Source organism: Aquimarina intermedia, from assembly GCF_008124785.1.
Lineage (GTDB): Bacteria > Bacteroidota > Bacteroidia > Flavobacteriales > Flavobacteriaceae > Aquimarina > Aquimarina intermedia.
In genome coordinates, this window is sequence record NZ_VNHU01000003.1 from 222,482 (window position 1) to 237,514 (window position 15,033).

13 protein-coding genes are annotated in these 15,033 nt (G+C 34.0%); 9 read left to right on the top strand and 4 right to left on the bottom strand.

Annotation, left to right across the window (positions count from 1 at the left end; translation table 11 throughout):
• Positions 1-90: 90 nt before the first annotated feature.
• Genes BD809_RS06360 through BD809_RS06375 form a run of 4 tightly spaced genes read right to left on the bottom strand, consistent with a single transcriptional unit; the run spans position 91 to position 3,246 of the window.
• On the bottom strand, positions 91-963 hold the full coding sequence (locus BD809_RS06360; protein ID WP_148782132.1) for a nucleoside phosphorylase: 873 nt from the start codon (positions 961-963) through the stop codon (positions 91-93).
• Between the two features lies 1 nt (position 964).
• Positions 965-1,903 carry a DUF1835 domain-containing protein gene (locus BD809_RS06365; RefSeq protein WP_148782133.1) on the bottom strand — a complete coding sequence of 313 codons (939 nt, stop codon included), beginning with the start codon at positions 1,901-1,903 and terminating at the stop codon, positions 965-967.
• Between the two features lie 48 nt (positions 1,904-1,951).
• A complete protein-coding gene (locus BD809_RS06370) occupies positions 1,952-2,284 on the bottom strand; it encodes a translation initiation factor (RefSeq protein ID WP_148782134.1) in 333 nt (110 codons plus the stop codon).
• Between the two features lie 11 nt (positions 2,285-2,295).
• On the bottom strand, positions 2,296-3,246 hold the full coding sequence (locus tag BD809_RS06375) for an isopenicillin N synthase family dioxygenase (protein ID WP_148782135.1): 951 nt from the start codon (positions 3,244-3,246) through the stop codon (positions 2,296-2,298).
• A gap of 295 nt (positions 3,247-3,541) precedes the next feature.
• Here BD809_RS06375 and BD809_RS06380 point away from each other — a divergent pair, with 295 nt between their 5' ends.
• The 9 genes from BD809_RS06380 (at position 3,542) to BD809_RS06420 (ending at position 15,028) form a co-directional block, all read left to right on the top strand.
• Positions 3,542-5,566, top strand: a complete 2,025-nt coding sequence (locus BD809_RS06380; protein WP_148782136.1) for an alpha-ketoacid dehydrogenase subunit alpha/beta — start codon at positions 3,542-3,544, stop codon at positions 5,564-5,566.
• A 302-nt stretch (positions 5,567-5,868) separates the two neighbouring features.
• Positions 5,869-6,867: an SDR family oxidoreductase gene (locus BD809_RS06385; RefSeq protein WP_148782137.1), complete on the top strand. Its 999-nt coding sequence runs from the start codon at positions 5,869-5,871 to the stop codon at positions 6,865-6,867.
• Positions 6,868-6,910: 43 nt separating this feature from the next.
• Positions 6,911-8,191, top strand: a complete 1,281-nt coding sequence (locus tag BD809_RS06390) for a nucleotide sugar dehydrogenase (protein ID WP_148782138.1) — start codon at positions 6,911-6,913, stop codon at positions 8,189-8,191.
• Between the two features lie 44 nt (positions 8,192-8,235).
• Complete coding sequence (locus BD809_RS06395) at positions 8,236-9,741, top strand: oligosaccharide flippase family protein (protein ID WP_148782139.1); 1,506 nt, start codon at positions 8,236-8,238, stop codon at positions 9,739-9,741.
• A gap of 1 nt (position 9,742) precedes the next feature.
• Positions 9,743-10,381: a CatB-related O-acetyltransferase gene (locus BD809_RS06400; protein WP_148782140.1), complete on the top strand. Its 639-nt coding sequence runs from the start codon at positions 9,743-9,745 to the stop codon at positions 10,379-10,381.
• A complete protein-coding gene (locus tag BD809_RS06405; protein ID WP_148782141.1) occupies positions 10,371-11,576 on the top strand; it encodes a glycosyltransferase in 1,206 nt (401 codons plus the stop codon). Before BD809_RS06400 ends, BD809_RS06405 begins: the two co-directional genes overlap by 11 nt.
• Positions 11,577-11,586: 10 nt before the next feature.
• Positions 11,587-12,702, top strand: coding sequence for a polysaccharide pyruvyl transferase family protein (locus tag BD809_RS06410; RefSeq protein WP_148782142.1), 1,116 nt, complete (start codon positions 11,587-11,589; stop codon positions 12,700-12,702).
• 3 nt (positions 12,703-12,705) lie between these two features.
• Complete coding sequence (locus tag BD809_RS06415; protein WP_148782143.1) at positions 12,706-13,803, top strand: glycosyltransferase family 4 protein; 1,098 nt, start codon at positions 12,706-12,708, stop codon at positions 13,801-13,803.
• Positions 13,804-13,807: 4 nt separating this feature from the next.
• Positions 13,808-15,028: a glycosyltransferase gene (locus BD809_RS06420; RefSeq protein ID WP_148782144.1), complete on the top strand. Its 1,221-nt coding sequence runs from the start codon at positions 13,808-13,810 to the stop codon at positions 15,026-15,028.
• Positions 15,029-15,033: the final 5 nt, after the last annotated feature.

The following is a 15,033-nucleotide window of genomic DNA, read 5'->3' on the forward strand; positions in this document are numbered from 1 at the left end:
CATTTAATGTCTCAATAGAGACGTCAAAATACTAACTTGCAAATTACAAGTTCAGAAATGTTTTCCTTATAAGGTTACGTTAAATTGTAACTAGAGTAGTGCAATTTTATCTAAAGCATAACGAATTAAACGATCGATAGTTTTTGTCGAATCCTTGCTAAAATCTCCGGTTGCTCTATTAGCAACAATCGCATTAAGTGATATTGCTTTGTGACCTAACAATTTTGATAATCCATAAATACCGGCAGTCTCCATTTCTAGATTGGTAATTTTTAAATTATTATCAGTAAAACTAGTTATTTTATCATTTAGTGATGCATCCTGCAGAGGTAAGCGTAAGACTCTGCCTTGCGGACCATAAAATCCAACATTGGTTATAGTAACACCTTGTTGTATGGTGTCATCGATAAAATGAGACAATAGCTCCTGGTCAGCTGCTACTGCGTAGGGTGAGGATTTATCCTGAGCCCAATCCAAATGAGTTTGTAATGCTTGAGAAAGCGATTGATTTTGCACGTGTTTACTATCATAAAAATGAAGCAAACTATCAAAACCAATTCCGTAACCGGATGCAATAAAACTATCCACGGGAATGCTTGGTTGAATAGCCCCAGAGGTCCCTATCCTTATAATAGTTAAGGGTTCAACAGTTGCTTTTTTAGTCCTGGTATTTAGGTCCAAATTCACCAAGGCGTCTAGTTCGTTTAAAACGATGTCAATATTGTCAGTCCCTATCCCGGTAGAGATAACTGATATCTTTTTGCCTTTGTATGATCCGGTTTGCGTATGAAATTCTCTTTTTCGTACTATACAATCAATAGTGTCAAAGTATTTAGTAACCTCTTCTACACGATCCGGATCACCAACAGTAATAATCGTCGGTGCTAGTTGTTCAGGTAATAAATTGAGATGATATATACTCCCATCGGAGTTGAGTATTAATTCTGATTCTGCTATTTTCATTTTATAATTTCATCAAATTACGTGTATCAGTATTATATAAATAATGATATTTGTTAACGCCACCGTAGTACCAATCGGCAGCTGTGGTATTGTAAAAATTCTTTTTTTCTTGTAGGACTAATTTTCCTCTTTCAGATAAGATTAATTGTTCTCCGGTTTGATCTAGAAATTGAAAAAGTTTGGCGATAATCCTTTTCATTTGCATATCACCATATCCATAAAACCCCTGATACTCTAAAGCATATCCCATAAGTTGTTTCATGTTTTTGATTTGATAGGTGTCAATCATTTTCAAAATATTAGTTTCTAAGGTATTTAATCCGGTTTTGGCATTCGGAAAACGCTCTAAATGTGCTTTCAGACATATTGATAAATACTCAAAAGAAGACGAAGCTTTAATTTGTCCAGCAATCTTATTCGGATTTTCCTCACAGTATAAGGTCCATATGTGCGAGGCTAATTGTAAATCATCAACGGTAAGTTGCTTTTTATTTTTCAAGTGGGTGATTAGCTGGGAATCGCTCAATTCATTAAGCCCAAAACATTTAGATTCACCCTCTATACGACCACTGCAGACTAGGAATATTGGAACTTTTTCAAATCCTTTACGCAATAAAAGACTTATGGCTGCTACCATATTCATATGACAAAACAAATCATATTCGAACCATAAAATTATCTCCTTATAGCGTTTGCGATCGTCTAATTTTGACAGTTGCGAAACAAATTTTTGTTCATAATCATTGGGCGTTATTCTATAATATTTTTCTAAAAATTCTTTTCTATTTTGAAGTGACTCTAACGATTCAGTACGAATAAGGGTAGGACCTTCACATAGCATTTCTCTCCAAACAAAACAATCTCCATCAATTAATGCAAGTTGATGGAGACGATCTGTTAAGCTATCACCATTGGTAATATGTAATATGTCCTTTGTCAAAGTATTTACTTTCTTAAACTGTTATATACAACACCTTCGCTATTATAGTTATCCACCAACGCGTTTTACATTGAATCCTTTTTCTTTCAAAATTTCCATGATCTGACTTCGATAATCACCTTGGATGATGATTTGGTCATTTTTGAAACTTCCTCCAACACCCAAAGTAGTTTTAAGTTCTTTGGCAAGCTTCTTAAAATCACTATCTGCTCCGGTATACCCTTCTAATATAGTAATAGGCTTACCTTTGCGTTTTTCATACTTACAAAGAATAGGGTCGTCTTGTAACCAAAGTTTATTTTCTTTAGCTATTGCCTTCTCCTCATCTTCAGACGCTTCATGATCCGGAAAAAGATTTTTTAATTGATCTTTTAAATCCATATGCGTACAAATTATTTTTTGATAAGTCCGATTTCGACAAGACGTTGGTGCAAAAATTCACCTGCAGTAATATCTTCGTATTGTTTGGGGTTATCTTCTGAAATACATTCTTCCAAACAATTTAATTTCATCTCACTGCGAGGATGCATAAAAAACGGAATAGAATATCTTGGATTGGACCATTCTTCCTTAGGAGGGTTCACAACTCTATGAATCGTAGATCGCAGTTTATTATTAGTCAGTCGTTCTAACATATCTCCTACATTAATTACTAATTCATCTTCTTCTGGGACAGCATCAATCCACTCACCATCTTTGCGTTGTACCTGCAATCCACCTGTAGAGGCTCCCATAAGAAGCGTTATTAAATTAATATCCCCGTGGGCTCCTGCTCTCACAGCACCTTTAGGTTCTTCGGTAATTGGAGGATAATGGATAGGACGCAGTATACTGTTACCGTTACTAGCCCAGTGGTCAAAGTAAAACTCATCTAACCCAATATAAATCGCTAAGGCTCTTAAAACGTAAATTCCTGTTTTTTCTAGCATACGATATGCTTCCATACCGGTATGATTGAAGTCCATCAATTCTTCCACCTTAACATTTTCAGGATACTCTTCAATTAGGTTAGCATCTTCTGAAGGTTCTTGACCAAAATGCCAAAACTCTTTTAAATCCCCTTCTTTTTTTCCTTTAGCATGCTCTTTTCCAAAGGAGATATAACCACGTTGACCACCCAGGCCTTCAATTTCATATTTCTTTTTTGTTTCTACAGGAAGTGCAAAAAAGGAGGTAACTTCTTTATATAATTCGTCGACCAGGGCATCGCTTAAAAAATGATTTTTTAAAGCAACAAAACCAATTTCCTCATATGCCTTACCTATTTCATTGACAAACTTCTCTTTACGGCTCTTATCTTCTGAAAGAAAGTCCGCAAGATCTACACTTGGTATATTATTCATGCTATTATAATTATAATTTGAAACGAAAATAACTGTATTTTGATAAAACCACACCATGTTCACATAAAATTATAGACTAGCTTAGTACAGTATTATGTACGGGTGTTCACAGTATAGATTTGTTGGGATTATAAATTTACTTAATTAAGATTGTCTAACGATGGTATTTAACATGTAGTTAATACTAACGAATTTGTATATATTAGTAGGTATAAACAATTAATAGTTTTTAATTTATTTTTTTTACGCAATATCTATCTTATTGTGTAAACACTGCAACCGTCAATCATACTTTATGAAGCTACAAAATAATCAAGTTAAAACATCGTATCCGTTGATACCATATGAATTGGACACTTCTATATTTACAAATGATCTATTGCTGAGTTTATATGAGAAAATGCTGCTTTCCAGAAGTATTGAAGAAAAAATGCTCATTTTGCTACGTCAGGGTAAAGTTTCTAAATGGTTTAGTGGAATAGGACAAGAAGCGATTTCTGTAGGTATCACATTAGCGATGGACGCTGAAGAGTACATCCTGCCTATGCATCGTAATTTGGGTGTGTTTACATCCAGAGATATACCATTACACCGACTTTTTAGTCAGTGGCAAGGTAAAGCAAGCGGATTTACAAAGGGAAGAGATCGATCCTTTCATTTTGGCACTCAGGATTATAAAATAATAGGAATGATTTCTCACTTAGGACCTCAACTCGGAGTCGCCTGCGGGATTGCTTTAAGTGATAAAATCAATAATATTGAACGTGTAACAGCTGTTTTCACGGGGGACGGTGGGAGCAGTGAAGGAGATTTTCACGAAGCTTTAAATATAGCTTCTGTATGGAAACTTCCTGTGTTGTTCTGTATTGAAAATAACGGGTATGGCTTATCGACTCCGCTATCAGAACAATATAACTGCAAGGATCTGGCAGACCGCGGAGTTGGTTATGGGATGGAGTCTCATATTATCGATGGAAACAATATTCTGGAAGTTTATAAGAAAGTCAAGAAATTGGCAATAGACCTCCGTAAAAATCCCAGACCTGTATTGCTGGAATTTAAAACATTTAGGGTACGCGGGCATGAGGAAGCCAGTGGAACTAAGTATGTTCCTGAAGAAGAATTGTCATTTTGGAAAGCGAAGGATCCTTTGGTGAATTTTGAGCATTTCCTTCAAAAGGAAGGTGTTATAAATGAAGAAATTAAAAGTGGTTACAGCAACCAGATACAGTCCAAAATTGATGTAGATTGGAAGCTTGCAAACGATGAAGCGACGATTATTTCAACGGATGAAGCAGAATTAAAGGATGTTTTTAAAGATTTTTCATCGATTATTGAACCGCCAGATACAGTTATAAAAGAAAAACGATTCATTGATGCGGTATCTGAAGGGTTGTATCAATCGATGGAAAAATACCCTGAACTTATTATAATGGGTCAGGATATAGCAGCTTATGGGGGCGTATTTAAGATTACAGACAATTTTGTCGCTCGCTTTGGAAATGATAGAGTACGTAATACGCCAATTTGTGAATCGGCTATTATTGCGGCAGGATATGGTTATGGACTTAATAAAGGAAAGGCTGTGGTAGAAATGCAGTTTGCGGACTTCGTGACATCAGGTTTTAATCCAATCGTCAATTTACTCGCTAAATCACATTATCGTTGGGGTCAGACCGCAGATGTTGTAATACGATTGCCTTGCGGTGGTGGCGTAGGGGCCGGACCATTTCACAGTCAGACAAATGAAGCCTGGTTCACCAAAACGCCGGGACTAAAGGTAGTATATCCAGCTTTCCCGTTTGATGCCAAGGGCTTATTAAATCGAGCAATATCGGATCCAAATCCCGTTTTATTTTTTGAGCATAAGGGATTGTATCGTACCATAAAACAAGAGATACCGGAGGCGTATTATGAATTACCGATCGGAGAAGCAGCCCTACTTAAGGAGGGGACTCAGATAACCATAATTAGTTATGGAGCCGGAGTACATTGGGCGATCGAAGTATTAAATAGATATGAAGAAATAGCTGCTGATATTATTGATATAAGAACGCTACAGCCTTTGGATACTCAAACCATTTACAAATCGGTAAATAAAACGGGCAAAGTAATCATTTTACAAGAAGATAGTTTGTTTGGAGGCATTGCATCAGAAATTGCTGCAATGATCATGGAAAATTGCTTTGAGTCCTTAGATGCTCCCGTTAAACGTATTGGTAGTCTGGACACCCCAATTCCTTTTGATGCCGGATTAGAAGAAAATTATTTGGCAAAATCAAGATTTGAAAATGCTTTGATTGAACTAGTACAATTTTAATAAATATAATGATATAACAAGAATCGTTAAAGTTATCTAAAGAAGGATGTGTTATTTTCTTGTTAATTTAAGCTAAAAGTTGATTAAATACTACAAATTTGATTATTCAATAATTTGCTGATATTTAATTATTTATACAATACAGCTCGATAAAGGGTTATAAAATGATGCTGAGAGGCTAAAGTGAAAGTTTTGAGTATTTCTTTGTCTGATCCACTCAGTTGTCTAATCTATTGTGATATGTTAATTTCGCACCAAGCGTTTGTAAATCTACATGCGTTATTGGGAACTAAATTTTTAAAATGAATACTAAACAACTAGAAGTATTACGTGCGTCAAAAATACTTGTGACAGGTGCAGCGGGTTTTATAGGGTCTAATTTGTGCGAACACTTGTTAGAGTTAGGAAGCTCAGTTGTAGGTTTGGATAATTTTGCAACAGGTCATAAAAAAAATATAGCTCATTTAGAAAATGATGAAAACTTCAGTTTTATAGAAGGAGATATTAGAGATATCGAGGATTGTAAAAAAGCATGTACCAATGTTGATTATGTGCTTCATGAAGCGGCTTTAGGTTCTGTTCCAAGATCAATTAATGATCCAATTACCAGTAATGATGTGAATGTTAGTGGTTTTTTGAATATGTTGGTAGCAGCAAATAATGCCGGAGTAAAACGCTTTATATACGCAGCTAGTTCTTCAACATATGGTGATTCTAAAAATATGCCAAAAGTAGAAGATGTTATAGGGAAACCTTTGTCACCTTATGCGATAACAAAATATGTAAATGAGCTATATGCAGATAACTTTAAAAAAACATATGGCTTGGATACCGTAGGACTAAGATATTTTAATGTATTTGGCCGCAAGCAAGATCCTCAAGGGGCTTACGCCGCGGTGATACCGAAGTTTGTAATGCAGTTTATGAATCACGAGGCACCGACTATTAACGGAGATGGGTCATTTTCACGAGATTTTACATATATAGACAATGTAATACAAATGAATCTACTCGCTATAACTACGGAGAATAAAGAGGCACTCAATAATGTATATAATACTGCCTATGGAGAGCGAACATCTCTCAATGAATTAGTTGGTTTATTAAAAGAATATCTCGCTGAATTTGATCCGGAAATCGCTTCTATTGAGGTGGTGAATGGTCCTGAAAGAAGAGGAGATGTACCACACTCATTGGCTTCTGTCGATAAAGCTAAACGACTATTAGATTATGACCCTAAGTTCGATATAAAAACTGGGCTTAAAGAAGCTGTTTCCTGGTACTGGGAGAACCTCAAGTAATTGCATCACGAATAACCACAACCACCAATTTTAATAAATATTCATGGAAAACATAAAAATAGCTATCATTGGCTTAGGCTATGTAGGATTACCTTTAGCACGTCTTTTTGCAACCAAATATTCTGTAGTAGGATTTGATATCAACCAAGGAAGAATTGATGAATTAAATAGAGGAACAGATAGTACGCTCGAAGTAGAAGATAGTGTTTTAAAAGCTGTTCTTAAAAATTCAGCAGATAATGCTGTCGGATTGTTCTGTTCGGCAGAGCTTAAAGATATAGAAGATTGTAACTATTATATTGTAACGGTGCCTACTCCTGTAGATAAAAATAACCGTCCGGATCTAACGCCACTTTATAAGTCGAGTGAAACGGTAGCGAAGGTTTTAAAAAAGGGTGACATCGTCATTTATGAATCTACGGTATATCCAGGCGTAACCGAAGAAGAATGTATTCCTGTATTAGAGAAACACAGCGGATTGCGTTTTAACGAGGATTTTTATGCAGGATATTCTCCGGAAAGAATAAATCCGGGAGACAAGCTACATACAGTTGAAAAAATTCTGAAAGTAACTGCAGGTTCGACACCTGAAATAGGTAAAAAAGTAGATGCCTTGTACAATTCAGTTATTACAGCTGGGACACATTTAGCTCCTACAATCAAAGTAGCTGAAGCCGCAAAAGTGATCGAAAATTCTCAGCGCGATATAAATATTGCTTTTGTAAATGAACTGGCCAAAATATTCAATTTGATGGATATTAATACTAATGATGTGTTGGAAGCAGCGGGAACAAAATGGAACTTCCTACCCTTTAAACCAGGGCTTGTAGGCGGACACTGTATTGGAGTAGATCCGTATTATTTAGCACAACGTGCACAAGAATTTGGGTATCATCCGGAGATAATACTGGCTGGTAGAAGATTAAATGACAGTATGGGGCAATACGTAGCCTCGGAAATAATAAAGCTAATGGTTCGAAAGGATCATAAAATCAAAGGAAGTAAAGTGCTGGTACTTGGAATAACCTTTAAAGAGAACTGTCCGGATGTTCGTAATACGAAAGCAGTAGATGTTATTAGACAATTAAAAAGTTTTGGTACAGAGGTAACTATTTTTGATCCTTGGGCGAATCCAAGCGAAGTGATGCACGAGTACGGGTTAGAAACTACTCAGAATCTGCCAAATGAAAAATTTGATGCTGTTGCGCTTACAGTAGCTCATGATGAATATAAAAAGCTTGATTTACAGTCTTACCTAAATACTAATGGTATTATCTATGATGTGAAAGGTTGTATTAAAGAAAAAGTAGACGGGAGATTATAACCGATAATAATTACTAGAATTTTAACCTAAAACACACTGAAACTTTGAGTCAGATTAAAAAAGGAGCTTTATTAAACTATGTGACCATTATTATTACAAATGTGGTAGGCTTGCTATTAACTCCTTTTATTATTCAAAAACTTGGAGATGCAGAGTATGGAGTATATCTAGCTATTGGTGCTCTTGTAGGGTCTATTTCTGTTTTGGATTTCGGACTTAATAATACTATTGTCAGGTTTGTAGCTAAATATCAAGCCGAAAAAGATATTAAGGCCGAGGAGAACTTTCTAGGGACGGTAATGCTAATCTATGTCTTTATATCTGCCCTGATTGTTGCTTTTGGTACTGTTTTTTATTTTAATATTGATACGTATTTTACTAAGATGTCGACTGAGGAAATAGATATAGCCAAAACTATGTTTATAATTCTTCTTTTTAACTTGGCTATAAGATTACCAGGAGGATCGTTTACAGGTATATGCTCTGGTTATGAACGATTTGTGTACCCTAAAATGCTAAATATAATCAGATATATTGTACGGTCTATCATGGTTTTGGCAATTTTGTTTTTAGGAGGCAAGGCTATTTCTATAGTAATTATAGATACAATTATGAACCTGATCATGATACTTTTAACTGGTAAGTACGTTTTCTATAACTTACGAGTTAGGATAAAGCTACATACTCTCGATTATAGTTTTATTAAACAAATTTTGAGATATTCAATTTGGGTTTTTGTGTTTTCATTAGTAAGTATTTTTCAGTGGAAAGCTGGTCATATTATTCTTGGTAACATCGCAATCCCGGAAGTTTTGGCTATTTATGGTGTTGGCATCATGTTAGGAACATACTACGGTGCCTTTTCTACAGCAATTTCGAGTGTTTTCTTACCACGTGCAACACAAATGACCGCTTCAAATGCAACCAGTAAAGAATTGACAGATATGATGATTAAGATAGGTCGAGTGTCGTTTATACTTCTCATTTATATTCTTGGAGCTTTCATCTTATATGGTAAGCAATTTGTGTATTTGTGGGTAGGAGAAAATTATCACGATTCATGGTTAATTGCGCTTTTTATTATGATCGCGTATACTATTCCTTTGACTCAAGGTTTCACAGGGTCATTGATTGAGGCTCAGAACAAAGTGGCGTTTAAGTCCATTGTGTATCTTTTATTTTTATCGGTAGGTACGGGTCTGGGTTATTTTCTAGCCCGTGAACATGGGGCCATCGGAATGATCGTGGGCACTGTAATCGGTTGGCTCATTGCTCAAAATGTTATGAACTACTTTTATCATAGAACCTTGAAATTGAATATTTTTCGGTTTTTTAAGGAGTTGTTTTATAAAACTTTATTTATACAAGTCATTATAGTTGTAATTGGATTGGGGATTAATTTTATTCCTGGAAATGGTTGGGTTAATTTTTTTGTAAAATGTTTATTGTATACGCTTACTTTTTCAATTTTAATGTATTCATTTGGAATGATTTCTTATGAAAAACAAATTTTTAAAACTGCATTTGAAAAATTAAAAACAAGAAAATAGTATGATACAGAAGATAAGACATTTTTTATGGAGAATCTTAGGTATAGATTATAAGCATGCGCTACAAATCCATGACTATATTTTTTTGAAGAAGGACCGCTTTTGTAAGTTAGGCAATAGAACATACGATAATGGGGCTCTCGTATGGAGATGGACTAACGCTCCACTTATAATTGGTAATTATTGTAGTATCGCTAATAATGTTCGTTTTATAATGGATGAAGGCTTTCATAAAGCCTCAGAAATCACTTCTTTTCCTATTATTAATAATCATTATAAAGATGATTCTGTGTTACCCGGGAATATCAATAAAAAACTTTTTCTTGATACTATAAAACAAAGGCAGGGCATCACTATTGGCAATGATGTCTGGATAGGTATGAATAGTATCATTATGCCTGGAGTATCTATAGGAAATGGTGTAACAATTGCAGCAAATTCTATTGTTACTAAGAGTGTCGATGATTTTATGATTGTTGGAGGTAATCCGGCAAAACCAATTAAACAAAAACATAATGATTCAGTTATTAAGCAGCTTAATGCTATAGCTTGGTGGAATTGGAGTGATAAAACTGTTAAGGAACGTGCTATGGATTTTTATCAAAGTACCGAGAATTTTATAAAGATATATGGAAAGTAAAAAACATGTTCTTTTTGTCATTGACTCCTTAAATTCCGGAGGTGCAGAAAAAAGCTTGGTTACGGCGTTGAATCTCTTAAACCAAAATAAGTATACTATAGATTTATTGACTTTTAAAAGGGGAGGTCTATACGAAAACTTGGTTCCGGAATATGTTAATAGAATTGACCCTTCTGGTTACCCTTATTATGTAAACGGGAATAGAAATTTTAATAGTAAACAAAAATTTCTGTTTACCATACTGAGAATTTTGGCAAGTATTTCTTTACGACTTTTAAAAGTTGTAAAAATATTATTTCCAAAACTGAAAATTCATCCAGCACAAGTCAATTGGTACATCACAAGGATTGGTTTTTCAAATGCAAAAAAAAAATATGATAGTGCGATAGCGTATAGTCAAGGCTTACCTACGTATTTTGTAAGTTCAAAAGTAGAAGCCTCAACGAAAGGATGTTGGATTAATACCAACTATCATCTCGCAAGGTACGCTCCATCCTTCGATTACAAGTATTATAAAAACTTTGACAAAATAGTTTGTGTTTCTAAAATAGCAAAAGAAGTATATATTGAGATATTCTCTGAGTTTAAAGATCGAACTACTACCATTTATGATATTCTGTCAAGTCAAATGATAAACAAAATGGCGGAGGAAGATGTAAGTAATAATTACAATTTTGATGGCATCAAAATATTAACTATTGGTAGGCTGGTAGCTCTTAAAGGGTATGAGATTGCAATAAAGGCAGCAAGTCTATTAAAGGATAGAGGTATCAATTTTAAATGGTATGTAATTGGTGAAGGAGGTCTAGAGGAAGAATTGAAACAATTGGCAATAAAGATGCAGGTTGCTACTCATTTTGAGTTTTTAGGAACGTATCCCAATCCTTATCCATTTATGAAAAATTGTAATATTTATTGTCAAACTTCAAGATTTGAAGGTTTTGGTTTAGCTGTTGCTGAAGCACGAATTTTGGGTAAACCTATTGTAACAACAAATTTTGATATTATCTACGATCAACTGGTTGACGGTCATAATGGATTAATTTCAGATATGAATGCTATATCAGTAGCAAATAATATTGAACGCTTGCTTAAAGATGTTGCTTTAAAAGATCGACTTGTTGCAAATTTGAAAAAAGAAGAAATAAGTAATGAATCCGAAATATTGAAAATAGAAGCAATATTAGATTCTTAAATTCTAAAGAATGAAAATTAAAACGATAACTTGTCATGAAGTATATAATCACGGGGCTAGTCTTCAAGAATACGCGCTCCTTAAATATTTACAAGAATTAGGACATGATGTTGAGACGATTAGTTATAAACCAGATTATTTAGGAGGACACTTTGATTTTCTTAAGGTTTCAAATGATAAATATGCAAAAAATATCTTACTCAAGATAGCTTATCTAGCAGTAAAATTTCCTACTAGACTAAAAAATCTTAAGCGTAAACGTAGTTTTGATGCTTTTTCTATGAAGTATATTAAATCTACAGAAAAAACCTATTATTCAAATCAAGAATTACTGAATGATGTTCCTGTGGCGGATACATATATTTGTGGTAGTGATCAAATTTGGAACTCCTTTTTCCAAAATGGAAAGGATCCTGCTTTTTATTTAGATTTTGTACCGGACAGCAAACGTAAAATATCATATGCAGCAAGTTTTGCAATAGAGAAATTGGCTCCTGAGTTGACGGATTTTGTCAAAGAAAAAGTTTCTCGTTTAGATAGTATTTCTGTAAGAGAAAGTTCGGGGGTAGATATTTTGAAATCATTAGGTTTTCACGATGTTACTCAGGTATTAGATCCGGTTTTCTTATTAGATAAAAATGTGTGGAATGACTTAATGGAAACTCCAGAAAACAAGCGTAGCTATGTATTTATTTACGATTTTGATTCTAATCCATTGATTAAGGACATGGCATTTAATCTTAAGGATAAGTTTGGCTATGATATAATTACAGTTAATGAGAATATTACGTATGCAGATAAAAATTATTTTCTGGATGGTCCATCTAAATTTTTAACACTGGTCAAGAACGCAGAATTTGTCATTTCAAATTCTTTTCATGCGGTTGCTTTTTCAATACTATTTGAAAAGAAATTTGTGGTGTTCAATCGAATGTATAAAATCAACACTAGGATGAGAGATCTTTTAAAATCTATCGATCTACCTGAATTGTTAATAGAGAGTGAAGAGCAAATGAAGAAGTTTGATAATTCTTTGGTAGATTATACAAAGAGTAAAGTTAAGCTTAATGGCCTTATTGAGAAGTCCAAGCATTTTTTGACACATGCTTTAGCTGATAAGAATTAGAAGATGAAAGTAGTTTATTTAACCAATCAGATTTGTGGAGCAGGAGGACTGGAGCGTGTACTTTCGATCAAAGCGAATTATCTAACAGAGGCTTTAAACTACGAAATTCACATCATAACATTAAATCAAAAAAATGCGAATGTTTTCTATCACTTCAGCGATAGAATTAAGTTGCACGATCTAGAAGTTGAGGGAAATAGTATAAACTATATTCTTAACTATATAAAAAAATTGAACGTATGTATTTCCAAAATACAACCGGACTTAATTTCTGTTTGCGATGATGGCTTAAAAGGATTCTTTGTGCCTAAGGTGCTAAGATATAAGTGTCCTATGATATACGAAAGACACGCATCCAAGATGATCTTTAAAAATAAAAAAGATCCCTCTTTTTTTGACAAGATTAAAATATCTGCAGTTGAAAAACTAATGGATTTTGGAGCTAAAAGTTATGATGCATTTGTGGTACTTACACAGTATAATCTATCGGAGTGGTGCTTGAAAAATATTAAAGTCATACCCAACCCTTTGTCTTTTTATCCTGAGAAACAAAGCAGCCTAAAGAATCTTAAGGTAATAACTGTAGGTAATCATGGTTATCAAAAGGGTTATGACCTTTTATTGCAGATTTGGAAAAAAGTCATAGATCAGCACCCCAACTGGACCCTAGATATTTACGGTAAAGTGGATTCAAAAAAAAAGCATTACAGATTAGCAGAACAGTTAAATATATGCGAGTATGTAAATTTTTATGCACCTGTTAAAAATATTGAAGAGAAGTATCAGGAGGCTTCAATATATGCGATGACATCCCGATCAGAAGGCTTTGGGATGGTGCTTATTGAAGCTATGGCCTTGGGACTACCTTGTATCGCATTTGATTGTCCTTGTGGTCCCAGGGATATAATTGAGAATTTACATAACGGTTTTTTGATAAGGGAAGGAGATATAGAAGGATATGCTAAGCGATTAATAGAGCTTATTGAAGATGAAGAACTTAGAATTCGTTGTGGATCAAATGCTCGTAAGACTGCCAATAATTATGAGGTTGAAAAAATTGTGGCTCAGTGGGATTTGTTGTTTAAAAATTTAACAAAATAGTAAGATGAAGAGAATATTATTGCTAATGCCTTATGGAAGTGTTGGGGGTATGGAAAGGTTGGCCTACTCTTTTTATCGATTCTATAAAGATAATGGATATCAGGTAAAGGCTGTTAAGTTTATTAAATTAGAAAGTGATATTATTCATTTTGACCATGAGGGTAATGATGAGTTCTTTTTGAGTAATAAAGATTTTTCTGAAATGTCCAAATTAGAACGTATTCAGTTTTATTTCAAAGCTCCAATACGATTGGCTAAATTTATTAAAAAAGAAAGGATTACGCATTCTATTGCCTTCGGTGATATGGCTAATCTATTTAGTTCATTAACTTTTACTAATGAATTTAAAGTAGGGTCCATACACGCACTTAAGAGTGTAGAATTTGCGAATAAATCGTTTTTTAATACAATTTTTAAAAAAAGTTACCGAACATCATATAAAAATTTAGATAAAGTAGTTTGTATAAGTAAGGATATTAAAACAGATCTTATTGATAATTGCAATTTTAAGTTTGTTGAAAAACTAGAGGTTATATATAATCCTCACAATTTTGATGAAATTAATAGATTATCAGATTTACCAATAACTGACAAGAATGAGATAGATATTTTCAATAATCCAATAGTATTATTCATAGGTAGAATTTGTATTCAGAAATCTCCATGGCATTTAATTAAAGCGTTTTATTTGGTGTTGAAAGAATATCCCGAAACAAAACTTGTCTTTATTGGTGACGGTGATAAAAAAGTTGAGAATTATGTGAGGTCGTTACTTTCAAAATATGACATGGAAAATTCTGTAATTTTTTTGGGAAGAAAAAATAATCCTTATAACTACTTGAAGCAATCAAATGTATTGGCATTATCATCGCACTATGAGGGTACACCAAATGTTATTGTTGAGTCCATAGGAGTTGGAACCCCCGTTGTATCTTCCTTTTGCACACGAGGAATCACTGAACTTATGAGCCTGACAAATATTACAAAGGTTGATTCAAATATTGAGGTAGCATCGGGAATAGTTTCTCCCAATTTATTTAAGGGTGATTTAGGGATCCCTGAATCTGAGGAATTCTTAGAGGAAGAGAAGTATCTTTCTGAAGCTTTAAAATCAGTTTTAAAGACTTCAGATTTTAAACAGAATCTAAAAAAACATAGATTTGAATTAATCCAAAAATTTGATTTGGAAGTTGTGTCTAACAGGTATCTTCAACCCATTAAATAATTTTA